Origin of the sequence: Ensifer sp. 22521, from assembly GCF_052044795.1 — a bacterium.
Classification (GTDB): Bacteria; Pseudomonadota; Alphaproteobacteria; order Rhizobiales; family Rhizobiaceae; genus Ensifer.
Genome location: NZ_JBQENM010000002.1, coordinates 361,031 through 381,392, shown reverse-complemented (window position 1 = coordinate 381,392; position 20,362 = coordinate 361,031). Strand labels below are relative to the sequence as shown.

At 63.2% G+C, this 20,362-nt stretch carries 18 protein-coding genes; 10 read left to right on the top strand and 8 right to left on the bottom strand.

All coding sequences use genetic code 11. The features are described from left to right. Nucleotides 1-12: 12 nt before the first annotated feature. The 7 genes from ACTJKE_RS03935 to ACTJKE_RS03905 all read right to left on the bottom strand — a co-directional run bounded on the left by ACTJKE_RS03935 (nucleotide 13) and on the right by ACTJKE_RS03905 (nucleotide 8,084). A complete protein-coding gene (locus tag ACTJKE_RS03935) occupies nucleotides 13-246 on the bottom strand; it encodes a formate dehydrogenase subunit delta (protein ID WP_057255048.1) in 234 nt (77 codons plus the stop codon). Beyond that, the gene (gene fdhD, locus ACTJKE_RS03930) at nucleotides 236-1,075 is read right to left on the bottom strand and encodes a formate dehydrogenase accessory sulfurtransferase FdhD (RefSeq protein WP_113133417.1); all 840 of its coding nucleotides are present in this window, start codon (nucleotides 1,073-1,075) and stop codon (nucleotides 236-238) included. Before fdhD ends, ACTJKE_RS03935 begins: the two co-directional genes overlap by 11 nt. A gap of 21 nt (nucleotides 1,076-1,096) precedes the next feature. After that, the gene (fdhF, locus tag ACTJKE_RS03925; protein WP_058321755.1) at nucleotides 1,097-3,976 is read right to left on the bottom strand and encodes a formate dehydrogenase subunit alpha; all 2,880 of its coding nucleotides are present in this window, start codon (nucleotides 3,974-3,976) and stop codon (nucleotides 1,097-1,099) included. 11 nt (nucleotides 3,977-3,987) lie between these two features. Beyond that, entirely contained in the window at nucleotides 3,988-5,544 is a 1,557-nt protein-coding gene (locus tag ACTJKE_RS03920; protein WP_112995707.1) for a formate dehydrogenase beta subunit, read from the bottom strand. Next, a complete protein-coding gene (locus tag ACTJKE_RS03915) occupies nucleotides 5,541-6,020 on the bottom strand; it encodes a formate dehydrogenase subunit gamma (RefSeq protein ID WP_057255044.1) in 480 nt (159 codons plus the stop codon). The genes ACTJKE_RS03920 and ACTJKE_RS03915 overlap by 4 nt, the downstream gene beginning before the upstream one ends. Nucleotides 6,021-6,199: 179 nt before the next feature. Then, a complete protein-coding gene (locus ACTJKE_RS03910) occupies nucleotides 6,200-7,096 on the bottom strand; it encodes a LysR family transcriptional regulator (protein WP_112995706.1) in 897 nt (298 codons plus the stop codon). A gap of 220 nt (nucleotides 7,097-7,316) precedes the next feature. Continuing rightward, complete coding sequence (locus tag ACTJKE_RS03905) at nucleotides 7,317-8,084, bottom strand: SDR family oxidoreductase (protein ID WP_112995705.1); 768 nt, start codon at nucleotides 8,082-8,084, stop codon at nucleotides 7,317-7,319. 171 nt (nucleotides 8,085-8,255) lie between these two features. Here ACTJKE_RS03905 and ACTJKE_RS03900 point away from each other — a divergent pair, with 171 nt between their 5' ends. The 8 genes from ACTJKE_RS03900 (at nucleotide 8,256) to ACTJKE_RS03865 (ending at nucleotide 16,904) form a co-directional block, all read left to right on the top strand. Further along, nucleotides 8,256-9,020, top strand: coding sequence for a DeoR/GlpR family DNA-binding transcription regulator (locus ACTJKE_RS03900; RefSeq protein ID WP_058321804.1), 765 nt, complete (start codon nucleotides 8,256-8,258; stop codon nucleotides 9,018-9,020). Nucleotides 9,021-9,151: 131 nt separating this feature from the next. Further along, nucleotides 9,152-10,669 (top strand): glycerol-3-phosphate dehydrogenase, encoded by a 1,518-nt coding sequence (glpD, locus tag ACTJKE_RS03895; protein ID WP_058321751.1) that lies wholly within the window; start codon nucleotides 9,152-9,154, stop codon nucleotides 10,667-10,669. A gap of 139 nt (nucleotides 10,670-10,808) precedes the next feature. Beyond that, nucleotides 10,809-11,879, top strand: a complete 1,071-nt coding sequence (locus tag ACTJKE_RS03890) for an ABC transporter ATP-binding protein (protein ID WP_110878788.1) — start codon at nucleotides 10,809-10,811, stop codon at nucleotides 11,877-11,879. 21 nt (nucleotides 11,880-11,900) lie between these two features. Continuing rightward, nucleotides 11,901-12,971: an ABC transporter ATP-binding protein gene (locus ACTJKE_RS03885; RefSeq protein ID WP_093233142.1), complete on the top strand. Its 1,071-nt coding sequence runs from the start codon at nucleotides 11,901-11,903 to the stop codon at nucleotides 12,969-12,971. Nucleotides 12,972-12,973: 2 nt separating this feature from the next. Beyond that, entirely contained in the window at nucleotides 12,974-13,840 is an 867-nt protein-coding gene (locus ACTJKE_RS03880) for a carbohydrate ABC transporter permease (protein ID WP_057255038.1), read from the top strand. Between the two features lie 22 nt (nucleotides 13,841-13,862). After that, entirely contained in the window at nucleotides 13,863-14,681 is an 819-nt protein-coding gene (locus tag ACTJKE_RS03875) for a carbohydrate ABC transporter permease (RefSeq protein ID WP_057255037.1), read from the top strand. Further along, nucleotides 14,681-15,103, top strand: a complete 423-nt coding sequence (locus tag ACTJKE_RS03870) for a DUF2160 domain-containing protein (RefSeq protein ID WP_082616181.1) — start codon at nucleotides 14,681-14,683, stop codon at nucleotides 15,101-15,103. Before ACTJKE_RS03875 ends, ACTJKE_RS03870 begins: the two co-directional genes overlap by 1 nt. 79 nt (nucleotides 15,104-15,182) lie before the next feature. Further along, nucleotides 15,183-16,904 (top strand): ABC transporter substrate-binding protein, encoded by a 1,722-nt coding sequence (locus ACTJKE_RS03865; RefSeq protein WP_057255036.1) that lies wholly within the window; start codon nucleotides 15,183-15,185, stop codon nucleotides 16,902-16,904. 111 nt (nucleotides 16,905-17,015) lie between these two features. Here the strand turns inward: ACTJKE_RS03865 and ACTJKE_RS03860 are convergent, their stop codons facing one another. Continuing rightward, the gene (locus ACTJKE_RS03860) at nucleotides 17,016-17,471 is read right to left on the bottom strand and encodes a hypothetical protein (RefSeq protein WP_162728077.1); all 456 of its coding nucleotides are present in this window, start codon (nucleotides 17,469-17,471) and stop codon (nucleotides 17,016-17,018) included. A gap of 301 nt (nucleotides 17,472-17,772) precedes the next feature. Between ACTJKE_RS03860 and ACTJKE_RS03855 the strand changes: the two genes are divergently transcribed. Beyond that, nucleotides 17,773-19,260, top strand: coding sequence for a nucleobase:cation symporter-2 family protein (locus tag ACTJKE_RS03855; protein WP_113133414.1), 1,488 nt, complete (start codon nucleotides 17,773-17,775; stop codon nucleotides 19,258-19,260). 158 nt (nucleotides 19,261-19,418) lie between these two features. Further along, complete coding sequence (locus tag ACTJKE_RS03850; RefSeq protein WP_112995701.1) at nucleotides 19,419-20,330, top strand: DMT family transporter; 912 nt, start codon at nucleotides 19,419-19,421, stop codon at nucleotides 20,328-20,330. The last annotated feature ends 32 nt before the right edge of the window (nucleotides 20,331-20,362 follow it).

The window sequence follows — 20,362 nt, the reverse complement described above, 5'->3', positions numbered from 1 at the left end:
AGCGCAGGCTAGCTAGGCGGCTTCCGGACGCTTGATCTTCGCCGCCGCTTCCAGCACCAGCGGCGTCAGCCCCTCGCCGCCATTGTCGATATGCTCGAACAATTTCCGCCGCATGCGTGGCTCCCAATATTTGTTGATATGGGTGGCAACGCCCTGGGCCGCCTCGTTCTGCGGCTGGCTCTTGAAGAAGGTGGCGATCTGGTTCGCCATGTAGATCAGCTTGGCGTTGGTGTTGTCATGCGACATCGGCGACAGCTCCGGACTTGATGCGTTCGGCATGGGTGAATATCTCGAATTCGTCGCCGCGCACCAGCGCAATCAGCGTCATGCCCGCAGCCTCGGCCGTGCGGATGGCCAGCGCCGTCGGCGCCGAAATGGCGATGATCACGGGGCTGCCGACGACAGCCGTCTTCTGCACCATCTCGACGGAAACGCGGCTGGTGACGACGACGACACCCTCGCTTCCCCTAAAGCCGGCACGCGCCGCAGCACCCACCAGCTTGTCGAGCGCATTGTGGCGGCCGACATCCTCTCGGACCGCGATCAGGCCGCGTCCAGGCACATAAAAGGCAGCACCGTGCACGGCGCGCGTCTCGAAATGCAGCGGCTGCTGGCCGTTGAGCAGTGCCACGGCGGAGACGACATCCTCCTGCGACAGCGTCAGCTTCGACCCGGAAACATCCGGCGTCGGCCGCACCGCCTGCTCGATCGATTCGATGCCGCAGAGCCCACACCCGACCGGACCCGCCATGTGCCGGCGACGCTGGCGGAGCATGTCGTTCTCTTCGTCCTCAAGCACAATCTGCAGGTCGATGCCGAGATTGCCGGCCACCGTCTCGGCGACGATCTCGACCGTTTCGATCTGGCCGGGATCCGTGATGATGCCTTCGGTCAGGCTGAAGCCGACGGCGAAGTCTTCAAGGTCGCCGGGCGTCGCCATCATCACCGCGTGGGTCGAGCCGCCATAGCTGAAGGCAACCGGCGTCTCCTCCGGCACGGCGCGTGAACCGTCCCGAAGCGCGCCCTTGCGGCGGGCAGCCTCGGGAACGGTTGTCGATGTCCTAAACGTCGCCATGGTCGGTCGCGGCGCAAAACATCATTCCGCCGCCTCCAGCTTGCCGGAAATCCGGCGCGACTGGCGGGCCTGCTCGTCATAGTCCACCTGCCAGTCCGAAGGCCCGTTCGACGGCATCACCTGCACCGCCGTCACCTTGTATTCCGGGCAGTTCGTCGCCCAGTCGGAGAAGTCGGTGGTGATGACGTTTGCCTGCGTCGTCGGGTGGTGGAAGGTGGTGTAGACGACGCCCGGCGCCACGCGGTCGGTGATCAGCGAACGCAGGGTCGTTTCACCGGCGCGGCTGGCAAGCCTGATCCAGTCGCCGTCGCGAATGCCGCGCTGCTCTGCGTCGTGCGGGTGGATCTCCAGCCGGTCCTCCGCGTGCCAGACAACGTTGTCGGTGCGCCGCGTCTGGGCGCCGACATTATACTGGCTGAGGATACGGCCGGTGGTCAAAAGCAGCGGGAAGCGCGGACCGGTGCGTTCGTCGGTCGCGACATATTCGGTGCGGATGAACTTGCCCTTGCCACGCACGAAGCCGTCGACATGCATGATCGGCGAGCCCTCGGGATGCTTCTCGTTGCATGGCCACTGCACCGAGCCCAACTTGTCGAGATAGTCGTAGGAGACCAGCGCGAAGCTCGGCGTCGTCGCGGCGATCTCGTCCATGATCTCGGACGGATGACGATAGTTCCAATTGAGGCCCATGGCCTGGGCAAGCTTCTGCGTGACCTCCCAGTCGGCATAGCCGTTCTTCGGCGTCATCACCTTGCGCACCCGGTTGATGCGGCGCTCGGCATTGGTGAAGGTGCCGTCCTTTTCCAGGAACGTCGAACCCGGCAGGAAGACGTGGGCGTAATTCGCCGTCTCGTTGAGGAAGAGGTCGTGCACGACGACGCACTCCATCGCGGCAAGCCCGGCGGCCACATGCTTGGTGTCCGGGTCGGACTGCAAGATGTCTTCACCCTGGATATAGATGCCCTTGAAGGTGCCATCGACCGCGGCATCGAGCATGTTCGGGATGCGCAGGCCAGGCTCGTTGGAAATCTCGACGCCCCAGAGCTTCTCGAAGGTTTCGCGCGTCGCGTCGTCGGAGATATGGCGGTAGCCCGGCAGCTCGTGCGGGAACGAACCCATGTCGCAGGAGCCCTGCACGTTGTTCTGACCGCGCAGCGGGTTTACGCCGACGCCCGGCCGGCCGATATTGCCGGTGACCATCGAGAGGTTGGCGATCGCCATGACCGTCGTTGAGCCCTGGCTGTGCTCGGTGACACCAAGACCATAGTAGATCGCGCCATTGCCGCCGGTGGCATAGAGCCGGGCGGCACCACGCACGAGTTCGGCCGGCACGCCGGTATAGGCCTCGGTCGCTTCCGGGCTGTGATAGGGCTCGGCGACGAAAGCCGCCCAGTCCTCGTATTCCGACCAGTCGCAGCGCTCGCGGATGAATTTCTCGTCGGCGAGGCCTTCGGTGACGATCACATGCGCCATCGACGTCAGGATCGCGACATTGGTGCCTGGCTGCAGCGGCAGGTGATAGGAGGCTTCGATATGCGGCGAGCGCACGATGTCGGTGCGCCTGGGATCGATGACGATCAGTTTGGCGCCCTCGCGCAGCCGCTTCTTCAGTCGTGACGCGAAGACCGGATGGCCGTCCGTCGGGTTGGCGCCGATGATGACGGCAACGTCAGTGAACTCGACCGAATCGAAATTCTGCGTGCCGGCCGATGTGCCGAAAGCCTGGCCGAGTCCGTAGCCGGTCGGCGAGTGGCAGACGCGGGCGCAGGTATCGACATTGTTGTTGCCGAAGCCGGCACGCACCAGCTTCTGCACCAGATAGGTCTCTTCATTGGTGCAGCGCGACGAGGTGATGCCGCCGACGGAATCACGGCCGTACTGATACTGGATCCGCCGGAACTCGGAGGCCACATGCGCATAGGCCTCCTCCCAGGTGACCTCGCGCCAGGGATCGGAGATCTTCTCGCGGATCATCGGGTTGAGGATGCGGTCCTTGTGGTTGGAATAGCCATAGGCAAAGCGACCCTTGACGCAGGAATGGCCGCGGTTGGCCTGGCCATCCTTCCACGGCACCATGCGCACCAGCTCCTCGCCGCGCATCTCCGCCTTGAACGAGCAGCCGACGCCGCAATAGGCGCAGGTGGTGACGACGGAATGTTCCGGCTGGCCGATCTCGATGACCGATTTCTCTGTGAGCGTCGCCGTCGGGCAGGCCTGCACGCAGGCGCCGCAGGAGACGCATTCGGACGACATGAAGTCTTCCGCCATACCGGCCGAAACGCGACTGTCGAAACCGCGGCCGCCGATCGTCAGCGCAAAAGTCCCCTGCACTTCCTCGCAGGCGCGCACGCAGCGCGAACAGACGATGCACTTGGCCGGATCATAGGTGAAGTACGGATTGGATTCGTCCTTCGGCATCCACTTGGCGTTGATCTCGCCATTGTTGCGGGCCGTGACGTGGTTCTCGCCCTCGTAGCCGTAGCGCACGTCGCGCAGGCCGACGGCGCCGGCCATGTCCTGCAGCTCGCAATCGCCGTTGGCCGCACAGGTCAGACAGTCGAGCGGGTGGTCGGAAATATAGAGTTCCATCACGCCGCGGCGCACATCCTTCAGCCGCGGCGTCTGGGTGGAGACTTCGATACCCGCCGCCACCGGCGTGGTGCAGGATGCCGGCATGCCGGCGCGTCCCTTGATCTCGACGAGACAGAGCCGGCAGGAGCCGAAGGCATCCATCATGTCGGAGGCGCAGAGTTTTGGCACTTCGATGCCAGCGTCCATCGCCGCACGCATGATCGAGGTCCCCTCAGGTACCGTGACCTCGCACCCGTCGATCGTCAGCGTCACCAGTTTTTCGGACTTGGAAGCGGGAGTGCCGTAGTCGATTTCATGTATGAGAGACATGGTCTTCCTCCTCACTCCGCCGCTTCAACGCGCGGTGCCGGCTGAAAGTCATCCGGGAAATGGGTCATGGCGCTCATGACGGGATAGGGCGTGAAACCGCCGAGCGCGCAGAGCGAACCGAACTTCATCGTGTTGCAGAGGTCGGCGAGCAGTTCGCGGTTTTTCTCCGGCTCGATGCCGGCCGCGATCTTGTCGGCCACCTCGACGCCGCGGGTCGAACCGATGCGGCAGGGCGTGCACTTGCCGCAGCTTTCGACAGCACAGAATTCCATGGCGAAGCGCGCCTGGTGCAGCATGTCGACGGTATCGTCGAAAACGACGATGCCGGCATGGCCGATGAGGCCGTCGCGCGCGGCAAAGGCCTCATAGTCGAACGGCGTGTCGAACAGAGCGCGAGGGAAATAGGCGCCGAGCGGGCCGCCCACCTGTACGGCCTTCACCGGCCGGCCGCTCGCGGTGCCGCCGCCGATGTGATCGATGATCTCACCGAGCGCGAGGCCGAAGGCGGTCTCGAACAGGCCGGCATGCTTGACGTTGCCGGCGATCTGGATCGGGATCGTACCGCGCGAGCGGCCCATGCCGAAATCGCGGTAGAAGGTAGCCCCCTTGTCCATGATAACAGGGACGGAGGCGAGCGAGATCACGTTGTTGATCACAGTCGGACAGTCGAAGAGGCCCTTGTGGGCCGGGAGCGGCGGCTTGGCGCGAACGATGCCACGCTTGCCTTCGAGGCTGTTGAGCAGCGCCGTTTCCTCGCCGCAGACATAGGCGCCGGCGCCGGTGCGCACCTCCATGTCGAAGGCCTTGCCGGAGCCGAGCACCGAAGCGCCGAGCACGCCGGCCTTGCGCGCGATCTCGATCGCCTCAGCCATCGCCGCGATCGCATGGGGATATTCGGAGCGGGTATAAATGAAGCCCTTGGTGGCGCCGGTCGCGATGCCTGCGATCGCCATGCCCTCGATCAGCACGAAGGGATCACCCTCCATGATCATCCGGTCGGCAAAGGTGCCGCTGTCGCCCTCGTCGGCATTGCAAACGATGTATTTGCGTGTCCCCGCGGCCTCGAGAACCGTCTTCCACTTGATGCCTGTCGGGAAACCGGCGCCGCCGCGGCCGCGAAGGCCGCTCTCGGTCACCTGCGCGACGATCGCCTCCGGCGCCATGGCGATGGCGTTGCGCAGACCGGCAAGGCCGCCATGGGCCTGGTAGTCGTCGAGCGACAGCGGATCGGTGATGCCGCAGCGCGCAAATGTCAGTCGCGTCTGCTGCTTGAGGAAGGGGATCTCCTCGGTCTTCCCGAGACAGAGCGCGTGGTCGCCGCCATCGAGCAGCCCGGCATCAAGCAGTGAACCGGCATCGCGTGCCTTGACCGGACCGTAGGCGACGCGACCTTCAGCGGTTTCCACTTCGACCAGCGGCTCCAGCCAGTGCATTCCGCGTGAGCCATTGCGTATGATTGTCGCGTCGAGACCGCGGGCCGCGATCGTCTCGGCCACGGCCTTGGCGACCTTCTCGGCACCGAGCGCCACGGCGGCGGCGTCACGCGGGATATAGATTTTCACCGTCATCGCCGCGCCTCCTGAACGAGCGCCTCGAGATCGGCGGCATCGACCCGGGCATGCACCTCTCCGTCAAGCATGGCCGAGGGTGCGCAGGAACAGAGCCCGAGACAGTAGACCGGCTCCAGCGTCACCGCGCCATCCGGCGTCGTCTCATGGAAATCGATGCCGAGCAGCCGCTTGGCGCGCTCGGCGAGCTGATCACCGCCCATCGACTGGCAGGCCTCGGCGCGACAGAGCTTCAGCACATGGCGTCCGGCCGGATGCTCGCGGAAGTCATGGTAAAACGTCATCACACCGTAGACTTCGGCGCGCGACAGGTTGAGCTCGCGCGCAATCACCGGAAGGCACTCCTGCGGTACGTAGCCGAATTCCTCCTGCAACTCGTGCAGGATCGGCAGCAGCGGACCTTCGAGCCCTTTGAGCTCCTCTACGATGGCAAGGGTGGTTTCCGCGATGTCGGCACGCGGCTGATGGATGTTCAACGGGAGCCCTCCCGGCTCATGGGCTGGACGGCGACACCCGCAAACGGGCGACCGGTCCAGCCGACATTTCAATACCTGGCGAAGGCCGTTCCTCGGCGGTCTCCGGCCATGATCAAAAAAGCTTCGCGCTTATGGCCCGATGGGTCAATAAGGCTGTTCCGTCGATCGATAGAAAAAATCTATTGAACCTGGTTTCGCTCACCCAGGATACGCGCCTCGTGCAACAGAGCCGAGACAAGCGGCGTAAACGGCTCACGATGGGTCGCAACCAGGCCGACCGTGTGACGGGCATCCGGCTCGACGATCGGGATCATCCGGATAGCCTCATGAAAACCGAATGATTTCGCGACGTTGAACGGCATGATGCTGGCCCAGCGCCCGGTCCGCACATGCGAAAAAAGCACGATCATCGAGTTCGATTCGAGCGTCGGCCTGGCGACCACGCCTGCCTCGGCAAAATGCTGGTTGACGATGCGGCGGTTCTGCATGTCGGCCGTCAATAGACAAAGCCGAACGTCGCTAACCTCTTTCCACGTCACGCTTTCCCGCTCTGAAAGCGGCGTTCCGGCGGCGGTGACGAGGTGATAGCGCTCGACTTGCAGCGGAACGCTGGTTACCCGGCCGAGCGGCTCGTTCTCCAGATAGGTGAGACCTGCATCGATCTCTAGGTTTTCGAGCAGCGCCAGAATCTGCAGCGACGTGGTCGACAGCACCGAGAAGGTGACATCAGGATGTTTCTCCTGGAATGGCGCGGTAATCATCGGCACCATCGCCAGCGTCGTCGGCACCGCGGCCAGGCGGATATGGCCGGAAAGGCCCTTGCGCGCCGCCCGCATCTCCTCGCGCATGGTGCGGGCATCGCCGACGATACGGCGCGCCCATTCGAGCACGCGCTGCCCCTCCGGCGTCAGTCCCTGGAAGCGCGACCCGCGGCTGACGAGCATCACGCCAAGCTGATCCTCGAGCTGGCGGATGGCGGCCGACAAGGTCGGTTGCGCTACGCCACACTCCTCCGCCGCGCGACCGAAGTGTCTTTCGCGCGCGAGAACGAGGAACATTTCCAGCTTGTCGATCATGTCATGCCTTTGGAGTTCTTGATTCTGCCACGCTACTGGACTGGCTTGCCCCTCACCCTAACCCTCTCCCCGCTCGCGGGGAGAGGGGACGTGCCCGGCGAGACAAGCCCGCTTGCAGTCAAGGCAGAACAAATACGGCGCAGCGCTGTCCCTTCTCCCTGCGCGCGGGGAGAAGGTGCCGGCAGGCGGATGAGGGGCGAACGCCGACGCAAACACATGTTCAAGCAATCAATTGCCCGCCATTGACCTCCAACACCTGCCCGGTGATGTAGCCCGACAGCGCGTGCGAAGCGAGGAACAGATAGGCCGGCGCGCAATCTTCCGCCGTCCCGAGCCGGCCGAGCGGGATGGTCTTGCGGGTCGCCTCCAGTTTTTCCGGCGACGAATAGCGCTCGTGGAAGTCGGTGGTGATCGTGCCCGGCGAAACGCAGTTGACCCGGATGCCCTCGGGCGCGAGCTCGCGCGCCAGCGCCTTGGAATAGGTGGCGACGAAGGCCTTGCTGGCCGAATAGATCGAAGAGCCGGCGCTGCCCCCTGTCAGGGCAGAGATCGATACGGTGTTGACGATCGCCGGATGCGTACCCTTACGCAGAAGCGGCAGCATCGCCCGCGTCATTTCGACGACCGCAGTCTGGTTGAGCTGCACGACGGTTTGGTACTGCTCGTCGGTCAGCTCTGCCGCCGGGAAGCGACCGACCATGGTGCCGGCATTGTTGATGAGGATATCGATGCTATCGAACTGGCCTCTGACCTCCTCGGCCAGCCCCTCGACGCCACCGGGCGCCAGAAAATCCGCGGTGACGACATGCGCCCGGCCTTCCGTCGCCGCCGATTCGAGAAAATCGGGCAGATCGCCGATCGATCGGCCGGCATGGACGAGCACATGCGCGCCGCAATCCAGAAACTGCCGGGCAACCTCCAGCCCGATGCCGCGCCCTGCACCGGTGACCACAACGGTCATGCCCTTGAACAACGCCGGATGAAACATGTCCTTCCCCTCTTCATTCCTCAAGCAGAGTCGCCCATCGGCGAAACGAATGCAACGCGCACTGATCCTTTGGCCCGCAGCGAAAGCGATTTCATCGAAACCGCCGAATCTGAAATTGCATGGCTTTCGTTTTTGCATATTATGAAACAAAACGAAAATGGGGAGGACGGAATGTACCTGACAGGTCGGCAGGCGGAAATCCTGGAGCTGGCGAAGAGCGAGGGCCGGGTGCTCGTGGAGGAACTGGCGCAGCGCTTTTCCGTTACGCCGCAAACCATCCGAAAGGACCTGAACGACCTCTGCGACGCCAAGATTTTGAACCGCATTCATGGCGGTGCGATCTTCCCGAGCGGCAAGGAAAACGTCAAATACGATGCCCGCCGCCAGATCGCAGCACCGGAGAAGCAGGCGATCGGCAGGGCGGCCGCCGAACTCATCCCCGACAACGCCTCGCTGTTCATCAATATCGGCACGACGACCGAGGCCGTGGGTGAAGCGCTGCTCGACCACAAGGAATTGATGGTCATCACCAACAACATCAACGTCGCCAACCGCTTGCGAGTGTTCCCCTCGATCGAGGTGGTGATCACCGGCGGCGTCGTGCGTGGCTCCGACGGCGGTATCGTCGGCGAGGCCGCCGTCGACTTCATCAAGCAGTTCAAAGTCGATTTCGCGGTCATCGGCGCCTCGGCGATCGACCATGACGGCGCGCTACTCGATTTCGATTTCCGAGAAGTGAAAGTCGCCCAGGCGATCATCGCCAATGCACGCCATGTCATCCTCGTTTCCGACTCGACCAAATTCGAAAGAACCGCGCCGGTGCGCATCGGCCATATCTCCCAGGTCCAGACCTTCATCACCGATCGCTGTACGCTTGAAAATGTCAGGAAAATCTGTGCCGAACAGGATGTTCGGCTGATCGAAACCGACGTCTGAATCGGGAGGTTTAGACACCCCTAAAGATTCGGGGAGCATTCGTTTGACATTCGGTATGTTTTCGTTTTAACTGATTTCACTTTCGCTCATGCATCAATTTGTGCATCGCGAAAAGTGGAGGGGAAACAGCAGTGTCAGAGCAGGCAATCTACGACGTCTTCGTCATCGGCGGCGGCATCAACGGATGCGGCATCGCGCGCGACGCGGTCGGCCGCGGATACTCGGTCGCCTTGGCCGAAATGAACGATTTCGCCTCCGGCACCTCTTCCGGCTCCACCAAGCTCATTCATGGCGGCCTGCGCTATCTCGAGCATTACGAGTTCCGCCTCGTGCGCGAAGCGCTGATGGAGCGTGAAGTGCTCTGGGCAATGGCGCCCCACGTCATCTGGCCGATGCGCTTCGTGCTGCCCTATCATAAGGGCGGCCTGCGCCCGGCCTGGCTCATCCGCCTCGGCCTCTTCCTTTACGATCACATCGGCGGCCGCAAGCTGCTGCCGGCAACGGCGACGCTGGACATGAACCGCGATCCGGCCGGCAAGCCGCTGAAGCGGCTGTTCAACAAGGCGTTCGAATATTCCGACGGCTGGGTCAATGACGCCCGCCTGGTTGTGCTCAATGCCCGCGATGCTGCCGATCGCGGCGCCGTGATCATGGCCCGAACCCGCGTCGTCTCGGCACGGCGTAACGGCGCGCTCTGGACCGTCGAGACCGAAAATCAGGCAACCGGCGAACGCAAGACCCTGCAGGCGCGCATGCTCATCAATGCGGCCGGCCCCTGGGTCGATGCGGTGCTTTCGGGCGCGCTCGGCAAGAACGACGTCCACAATGTCCGCCTCGTCCAGGGCAGCCACATCGTCGTGAAGAAGAAGTTCGACGATCCGCGTGCCTATTTCTTCCAGAACCCGGATGGCCGCATCATGTTCGCCATCCCTTACGAGGAAGACTTCACGCTGATCGGCACCACCGATCGCGACTACACCGGCAACCCGGCGGATGTGCGCATCAGCGATGCCGAGGTCGACTATCTCTGCAGCGCGGCGAGCGAATATTTTCTGGAACCGGTGACGAAGGACGATATCGTCTGGACTTATTCGGCCGTGCGCCCGCTCTATGATGACGGCGCCAGCAAGGCGCAGGAAGCAACCCGCGACTACGTGCTGCGCGTCGAGGGCGACAAGGGTGCGGCACCGCTGCTCAACGTCTTCGGCGGCAAGCTCACGACCTACCGCCGCCTCGGTGAATCCGCGCTCGAAAAGATCGGCGAGGCGATCGGCGTCAAGGGTTCGAAATGGACCGCAGGATCAAAGCTGCCGGGCGGAGAATTCCCCGCCCAGGGTTATGCCGACGAAGTCGCAAGACTGCAAAAGCAATACCCCTTCCTTGCGCCTGTGCATGCCCGTCGCCTTGTGCGCCTCTACGGCACGCAGGCAGCCACCCTCCTGGGTTCGGCCTCGAACGAGGCGGCGCTCGGCCGCCGCTTCGGCGCCGATCTCTACGAGGCGGAAGTCAAGTGGCTGATCGCCAAGGAATGGGCACGGCGCGCTGAGGACGTGCTGTGGCGCCGCACGAAACTGGGATTGAAGCTGACGCCCGGCGAGGCGGCGGCACTGGAGGAATACATGCGAGGCGCGGCCGACGCAGCCGCGTGAGGATCCTCGCATTCCGAAGCATTTCCAGCCAAAGCGCGCTGCGGTTCTGGGTCCGGAAATGCGAAAAACGACGAGATGGAGCGTTTCCACGCCGGCTTGGAAACGCTCGGGACTGCCGACAGGCTGGGTGGAGAATTCAATGCTTGAAATGAAGAAGATATCCAAGGTCGTGGGCGGGGAGACGCATATCTACCCGACCGACCTGGTGCTGGAGAGGGGGTCGCTCAATGTACTGCTCGGCCCGACCCTGTCCGGCAAGACGTCGCTGATGCGGCTGATGGCCGGTCTCGACAAGCCGGCTTCCGGTTCGCTGATCTTCGACGGCATCGATGTGACGGGCCTGCCGGTGCAAAAGCGCTCGGTCGCCATGGTCTACCAGCAGTTCATCAACTACCCGGCGATGACCGTCTATGAGAACATCGCCTCGCCGATGCGCATCAGCGGCGCCGACACCGCGACGATCGACCGCGAAGTGCGCAAGGCCGCCGATCTCCTGAAGCTGACGCCCTATCTCGACCGCACGCCGCTCAATCTCTCGGGTGGCCAGCAGCAGCGCACGGCGCTGGCGCGCGCCATCGTCAAGAACGCCGATCTCGTGCTGCTCGACGAACCACTCGCCAACCTCGACTACAAGCTGCGCGAGGAACTGCGCGAGGAACTGCCGAAGATCTTTTCCGCCTCCGGTGCCATCTTCGTCTATGCGACGACAGAGCCTTCGGAAGCGTTGTTGCTTGGCGGCAATACGGCAGCCCTCAGCCAGGGCCGCATCACCCAGTTCGGCAAGACCATCGACGTCTATCGTCGTCCGGTCGACCTCATCACCGCCCGCACCTTCGCCGATCCGCCGCTGAACTGCATCGAACTCGTCAAATCAGGCGCGGCTTTCGCGCTCGACGGCAAGCCGGTGCTGACGGTGCCTTCGCATCTGGCTGGCATTGCCGACGGTCCCTGCACTGTCGGCTTCCAGCCGCACCATATATCGTTCGATCGTCCGCAAGGCAGCGGCGACGCACTCACCGTCAAGACCGCGATCTCCGAGATCGCAGGCTCGGAAAGCTTCATTCACGTCGGATTTGCCAATGCGCGCTGGGTCATGCTCGCGCCAGGCATTCACGACATCGAACCCGACGCGACCCTCGAGGTCTTCGTCGACACCCGTCATCTCATGGCCTTCGGGCCTGATGGACGCGCCATCGGCGGCGCGGCCTAAAGGGGGCGCTGGGAGGAAAACATGGCACGCATCGATCTCGAACATATTCGCCACGCCTATGGCGCCAAGCCGAAGTCTGAAAACGACTACGCGCTGAAGGAAGTGCATCACGAATGGAACGACGGCGGCGCCTATGCGCTGCTCGGCCCTTCCGGCTGTGGCAAGACCACGCTGCTCAACATCATCTCGGGCCTGATCAATCCGTCCGAAGGGCGCATTCTCTTCGACGGCAAGGACGTGACGCATCTCTCGACCCAGGAACGCAACATCGCCCAGGTGTTCCAGTTCCCGGTCATCTACGACACGATGACCGTCTACGACAATCTGGCCTTCCCCTTGCGCAACCGGCATGTGCCGGAAGCCGAGGTCGACCGCCGCGTCAAGGAGACGATCGAAATGATCGGTCTCGGCGGCTGGGCGAAGAAGACCGCCCGCGGGCTGACCGCCGACCAGAAGCAGAAGATCTCGCTTGGCCGCGGCCTCGTGCGCAACGACGTCAGCGCCATCCTGTTCGACGAGCCGCTGACCGTCATCGATCCGGAAATGAAGTGGGTGCTGCGCTCGCAGATCAAGCGGCTGCACAAGCAGTTCGGCTTCACCATGGTCTATGTCACCCACGACCAGACCGAGGCGCTCACTTTCGCCGACAAGGTCGTCGTCATGTATGACGGCCAGATCGTTCAGATCGGTACCCCGGCCGAACTCTTCGAGCGCCCGCGCCACACGTTCGTCGGCTACTTCATCGGTTCGCCGGGCATGAACGTGCTTCCGGTCAAGCTCGACGGCAACACCGCGACGGTCGGCGGCGAACACGTGGCCTTGAACTTCCTGCCCAAGTTCAAGGCCGGCGCCAAGACCGAGCTTGGCATCCGCCCGGAATTCGTCTCGCTCGGCCGCGAAGGCATGCCCGTCGCGATCACCAAGGTCGAGGACATCGGCCGCCACAAGATCGTGCGCGCCCGCTTCGCCGATCAGCCGATCTCGATCATCGTCGACGAGGATGGCGAGATCCCCGCCGATCCGCGCGTCCGCTTCGATCAGAAAGCCATCAACATCTACGCCGATTCCTGGCGCGTCGGCGAGGAGGCCTGACCATGGAAAAAACCTGGAACAACAAGGCCTGGTTCATGGTGCTGCCGGTTCTCGTGCTGGTCGCCTTCTCGGCCGTCATCCCGCTGATGACCGTCGTCAACTATTCGGTCCAGGACACCTTCGGCAACAACGCGTTCTTCTGGGCCGGCACCGACTGGTACGTGCAGGTGCTGACCTCCGACCGTTTCTGGGACGCGCTCACCCGCAACCTGATCTTCTCGGCGATCATTCTGGCCATCGAAATCCCGCTCGGCATCATCATCGCGCTCAACATGCCGAAGAAGGGCCTCGGCGTCCCGGTCTGCCTCGTCCTGATGGCGCTGCCGCTCCTGATCCCGTGGAACGTCGTCGGCACCATCTGGCAGGTGTTCGGCCGCGTCGATATCGGCCTGCTCGGCCGCACGCTCGAAGGCATGGGCATCAACTACAACTATGTGCAGAACCCGGTCGCTGCCTGGGTGACGCTGATCGTCATGGACGTCTGGCACTGGACGAGCCTCGTCGTGCTCTTGTGCTATGCCGGCCTCGTCTCGATCCCGGACGCCTATTACCAGGCGGCCAAGATCGACGGCGCCTCGCGCTGGTCGGTGTTCCGCTACATCCAGCTGCCGAAGATGAAGCGTGTGCTCCTGATCGCCTTCCTGCTGCGCTTCATGGATAGCTTCATGATCTACACCGAGCCCTTCGTCGTTACCGGCGGCGGCCCCGGCAACTCCACCACCTTCCTGTCGATCGACCTCGTCAAGACGGCCATTGGCCAGTTCGACCTCGGTCCGGCGGCAGCGCTATCGATCATCTACTTCCTCATCATCCTGCTGCTCTCGTGGATCTTCTACACCGTGATGACCACGAGCGACGCGCAAGGCTGATAAAGGCGGGAGGAGAACCAACATGCAAACACAACCGCTTACCGAACGCCTTTCCTGGCTGGTGCCGACGATCTACATCGTCTTCCTGCTCCTGCCGATCTATTGGCTCGTCAACATGAGCTTCAAGGAAACGAGCGAGATCCTCAGCACCTTCTCGCTCTGGCCGGTGAACCCGACGCTCAGGAACTATCAGGTGATCTTCACCGATCCATCCTGGTACAACGGCTACATCAACTCGATCATCTACGTCGTGATGAACACGGTGATCTCGGTATCGGCAGCGCTGCCGGCGGCCTACGCCTTCTCGCGCTACCGCTTCCTCGGCGACAAGCACCTGTTCTTCTGGCTCTTGACCAACCGCATGGCGCCGCCGGCCGTTTTCGCCCTGCCGTTCTTCCAGCTCTATTCGGCCTTCGGCCTGATCGACACGCACATCGCCGTGGCGCTTGCCCACTGCCTGTTCAACGTGCCGCTCGCCGTCTGGATCCTCGAAGGCTTCATGTCGGGCGTGCCGAAGGAAATCGACGAAACCGCCTATATCGACGGCTATTCGTTCCCGCGCTTCTTCGTGAAGATCTTCATGCCGCTGATCGCCTCGGGCATCGGTGTCGCCGCCTTCTTCTGCTTCATGTTCTCCTGGGTCGAACTGCTGCTAGCCCGCACGCTGACGACCACGGACGCCAAGCCGATCGCCGCCACCATGACCCGCACCGTCTCCGCTTCCGGCCTCGACTGGGGCGTGCTGGCCGCTGCCGGCGTGCTCACCATCATTCCGGGGGCGCTGGTGATCTATTTCGTCCGCAACTACATCGCCAAGGGCTTTGCCCTGGGGAGGGTATGATGACCGCTCAACCCATTCGCAAGGCTCGTTGGCAACTGCCCTTCGCCGCCGTTCTGATCGTCTACGCCGCCGCCGCCGGGCTGCTCATGAGCATGCTGCCGATCAAGGACGGCGCACGCGACTGGTTCGCGCCGCTGGTCGCCGGCGGCTGGATGGCCTGGTCGTTTCCGTCGGCCATGTTCTTCCTCACCATCTTCGCGCTGCTGTCGATGATGGCGGTCTGGGAATATGCCGCGCCGGGCGGAAACCCGCGCGTCGGCATCCTGCGCTTCGAGACGACACGGGGCGATCGCCTCTTCGTGTCGCTGCTCGGAAGCGCCTTCATTCACCTCGCATGGCTCGGTTTCGTCGGCGGGCAGAACCTGTGGTGGGCGCTCGCGCTCTCGCTGGTCTATGCCGTCGGCGTCTTCCGCTATGTCTGAGGCGAGCCGATTTGAGGGGCCGCGGGAGCGGCCCCTCAAAAGCTAAAGAACCGCATTCGCAAACCTAAGGGAGGGAATTATGCGACGGCATCTTTTGACTACGACGGCGGCTATGCTGCTGGCTTTCACCGGCACCGCTTTTGCCGGCATGGACGAGGCAAAGAAGTTCCTCGATACCGAAATCGGCGACATGTCCTCGCTCGACCGCGCGGCCCAGGAAGCCGAAATGCAGTGGTTCGTCGATGCGGCCAAGCCCTTCGCCGGCATGGAAATCAAGGTCGTTTCCGAAACAATCACCACCCATGAATACGAATCGAAGACCCTGGCCAAGGCCTTCGCCGACATCACCGGCATCAAGATCACCCACGACCTGATCGGCGAAGGCGACGTCGTCGAAAAGCTGCAGACGCAGATGCAGTCGGGCGAAAACGTCTATGACGCCTACATCAACGACTCTGACCTGATCGGCACCCATTGGCGTTACCAGCAGGCGCGCAGCCTGACGGACTTCATGGCCAATGAAGGCAAGGACGTCACCAACCCGAACCTCGACATCGACGACTTCATCGGCAAGTCCTTCACGACCGCGCCGGATGGCAAGCTCTACCAGCTGCCCGACCAGCAGTTCGCGAACCTCTACTGGTTCCGCTACGACTGGTTCAACGACGAGAAGAACAAGGCGGACTTCAAGGCGAAGTACGGCTACGACCTCGGCGTTCCGGTCAACTGGTCGGCCTATGAGGACATCGCCGAGTTCTTCACCGGCCGCGAAGTCGACGGCAAGAAGGTCTATGGCCACATGGACTACGGCAAGAAGGACCCGTCGCTCGGCTGGCGCTTCACCGACGCCTGGCTGTCGATGGCCGGCAACGGCGACAAGGGCATCCCGAACGGCAAGCCGGTCGACGAATGGGGTATCAAGGTCGACGAGAACTCGCGTCCGGTCGGCTCGTGCGTTGCCCGCGGCGGCGACACCAACGGCCCGGCCGCCGTCTACTCGATCCAGAAGTACCTCGACTGGATGAAGGCCTATGCACCGGCTGCTGCCCAGGGCATGACCTTCTCGGAATCCGGTCCGGTTCCGTCGCAGGGCGAAATCGCCCAGCAGATGTTCACCTACACGGCCTTTACCGCCGACTTCGTCAAGCCGGGCCTGCCCGTCGTCAACGAGGACGGCTCGCCGAAGTGGCGTTTCGCGCCGAGCCCGCACGGCGTCTACTGGAAGGACGGCATGAAGCTCGGCTACCAGGACGCCGGTTCCTGGACGCTCTTGAAGTCCACCCCGGACGACCGCGCCAAGGCCGCATGGCTCTATGCGCAGTTCGTGACCTCGAAGACCGTCGACGTGAAGAAGAGCCATGTCGGCCTCACCTTCATCCGCCAGTCGACGCTCGACCACAAGAGCTTCACGGACCGTGCTCCGAAGCTCGGCGGTCTGATCGAGTTCTACCGTTCGCCGGCCCGCCTGCAGTGGTCGCCGACCGGCACGAACGTTCCTGACTATCCGAAGCTGGCTCAGCTGTGGTGGCAGGCGATCGGCGATGCATCCTCGGGTGCGAAGACCGCTCAGGAAGCCATGGACTCGCTGTGCGCCGAGCAGGAGAAGGTTCTCTCCCGTCTCGAACGTTCGGGCGTTCAGGGAGACATCGGTCCGAAGCTCGCCGAAGAGCATGACCTTGAGTACTGGAACGCCGAAGCCGTCAAGGCTGGCAACCTCGCTCCGCAGCTGAAGGTCGAGAACGAGAAGGAAAAGCCGCAGACCGTCAACTATGACGATCTGGTCAAGAGCTGGCAGAAGTAACAAGAAGGCCGCCCAAACCGGGCGGCCTTTTTCTTTCAGGAGATGCGGCACCGGGGTCGGCAACGGCCCCGGTATTTCTTTGCCGGCAATCCCTGAGCGGCATGGCCGTGCCTACATGCGGGCCAGCCGAAGGCGTCCGGACTTCTCGGACCGGCGCTTGTCGAAGATCGCCCGGACGGCGCGCGTCGAGCCGTCGTCCATCTGCACGGTCATGTCCATCTCGAGATGCTTGTCGACGATAGCGATCCGGATATCGAATGGCCGGCCGCGATAGTGGCTGTCCCCGTCCTCGCTCCAGCGGCCGATCCCCTCGGCGCTATGGCCGCCTCCAGCGCGTCCGAGATGGACCACCGCGAACCATCCGTCCTTGCCCGTCACCTTCAGGACCGGACCGTTCCGCTTGATTTCGACCCAGCAGGTCCCGCAGGCGTCCGTGCCGGACGCCACCTGCTGCCACTGCCCCGGAAAGGTGGCGCCGTTGGCGCGCGCGGCAACCGGTGGAAGCGCGAAGGCGAGCGCGAACGGCACAGCGAGCAAGCGCCAGAAGGCCAATCTCCAAGATACCATCGATCATGATCCCAAACGAACAGCGCCGGAGCACCGGCGTAAGGGACCATCGCTGCTTCGCATTGCGGCTACGTTGCATGGTCTCCGGCCTCGTCAGGCTCGCCTGCAGCTTTTCGTCAAGGCTCGCGGCCTTGCGGCAACCGTTCCCGCCGCCAGCGCATCGTGACTGATTTCCCCCGGATTCCGGAAAGTGTTTTCGTTTTCGCAATACTTGCGACATTCTGCCTCGGCACGGAAAAATTGCGCTCCCCTGTTGGAGGACGGGGGAACCGGACTGGTCGACGTGATGGGAGGAGGAACCATGAGCGACGTTTCCAGCATACACCCGGTGGACGAGAAGCTGCCTGTGGGCAGGCTCGCGACGCTTGGGATCCAGCACGTTCTTGTCATGTATGGCGGCGCCGTCGCGGTACCGCTGATCGTCGGCCGGGCATTGCAGCTCAGCCCCCAGGATGTCGCTTTCCTGATCTCGGCCGATCTGTTCGTCTGCGGCATCGTCACCATCATCCAGTCGCTCGGGCTCGGTCGCAGCTTCGGCATCCGCCTTCCCGTCATGATGGGCGTCACGTTCGCGTCTGTCGGCCCGATGGTTTCGATGGCGGCGATGACCCCGGGCCAGGAGGGCGCGCGCATGATTTTCGGCGCCATCATCGGCGCCGGCCTCGTCGCCCTGCTGATCGCGCCGTTGATGGGCAGATTGCTCAAGTTCTTCCCGCCGATCGTCACTGGCACCATCATTCTCGTCATCGGCGTTTCGCTGATGCGGGTGGGCGTCAACTGGATCTTCGGCAATCCTTTCGGCCCAACGGCGCCGAAACTGGTCGACCCAGCCCATGCCGAATGGCTGGCCGCGATGAAGGCCGCGGCCGCCGCCGGCGGCGGGCCTGCTATTCCTGATGGTCTGGTGCTCGGCGCCACGGTGCCGAACCCGCTCTATGCGGAGCCGAGCCACATCGCGCTTGCCGCCTTCGTGCTTGTGTCCATCCTCGTCATCGCACGCTTCGGCCGCGGATTGATCAGCAACATCGCGGTGCTGACCGGCGTCGTCCTCGGCTGCGTCCTCGCCGCCGCACTCGGCATGATGCACTTCGACCGGGTGGCCGACGCCGGTTGGTTTGCCGTGGTCACGCCGCTGCGCTTCGGCATGCCGATCTTCGATCCGGTTCTGATCGCCACCATGTCGCTCGTCATGATCGTCGTCATGATCGAATCGACCGGCATGTTCCTGGCGCTCGGAGAAATGACCAACCGCGAAGTATCGCAGCAGCAATTGACCGCCGGCCTTCGGGTCGATGGCCTCGGCACGATGATCGGCGGCCTGTTCAACACCTTCCCCTATACGAGCTTCTCGCAGAATGTCGGCCTCGTCGGCGTCACCGGCGTGAAGAGTCGCTATGTCTGCGTGATGGGGGGCGTCATCATGATCGCGCTCGGACTGATCCCGAAGATGGGCGCTCTGGTGGAAGCGGTGCCGACCTTCGTGCTCGGCGGCGCCGGCCTGGTGATGTTCGGGATGGTGGCGGCCACCGGCGTGCGCATCCTGTCGACCGTCGACTTCAAGTCGTCACGCAACAACCTCTTCGTTGTCGCCGTCTCGGTCGGCTTCGGCCTGATCCCGTTGATCGCGCCGAACTACCTGATGTGGCTGCCGCATGCGATCCACCCGATCATCGAGTCCGGCATCGTGCTCGCCTCGATCTCGGCGGTGGTGCTCAACGCCTTCTTCAACGGCCTGAGCCTGGAAAGGTCCGCGTCCGTCAACGCGGCCAAGCTCGCCGACAGCCACTGAGCGATACAGAAAGCACCCGCCCCGGTCCCGAAAGGTGACCGGGGCTTTGTCGTCTCACGTCCACGGAGAGATCTCGATACTTCGATCGCCACCGAAGCATCTGCCATCTCCACGGCGCTAGAAGAAGGACAACGACGACGACACGAAGGTTCCATGCCATGGCCAAGACCAATCTCACCCTCGAGCTTCTCCTGCTGCTTGCGCTTGCCACGCTCTGGGGCGCTTCCTACACCTTCATCAAGATCGGCGTTGAAACCATTCCGCCGGTCACGCTGATTGCCGCTCGTACCTTGATCGCCGGCGCCCTGCTTCTCGCGGTTCTCCGTTGGCGTGGCCTGAAGATGCCGCGCGACCTCGCAACCTGGCGACGGTTTCTGTTTCAGGCTTGCCTCAACAGCGTCGTGCCCTTCACACTGATTGCCTGGGCCGAGCAGACGATCGATGCCGGCATCGCCTCGATTCTCAATGCGACGACGCCGATCTTCGCCTTCCTTATGACGGCCCTGGTCACCCACCACGAGCCGGTCACCGCCCGCAAGCTCGTCGGCGTCATTGCCGGCATGACCGGCATCAGCCTGATCATCGGCATGGAGGCCTTCGGCGGCCTCGGCGAACAATTGCTGCCACAGCTCGCCGTGGTGCTCGCCACCGTTTGTTATGCAGGTGCCGCCATCTTCGGGCGCAGCTTCAAAGGGCTCGACCCGATGATGCCCGCCGCCGGCTCGCTGATATCAGGCACGGTGCTGCTGATCCCCACCAGCCTCATCGTCGACAGGCCCTGGACGCTGGCTCCATCCATGGATTCGCTGCTTGCGCTCCTTGGCCTCGCAGTCTTTTCGACAGCACTTGCCTTCGCCATCTACTTCCGGCTGATCCAGACGCTGGGTTCGGTCGGCGCCACGGCCCAGGCCTATCTGCGCGTGCCGGTCGGTGTCGCCATCGGCGCGATCTTCCTCGGCGAACGGTTGTCGGACACCGCCTGGATCGGCCTGGGTTGCGTCATCATCGGCGTTGCGGCCATGACCATACCGGCACGGCGGCGCACCTCCGACGTCGCGGGTCGCGGCTGACACTCTTTCATTTGAAAGCAAAAGGAGACGTT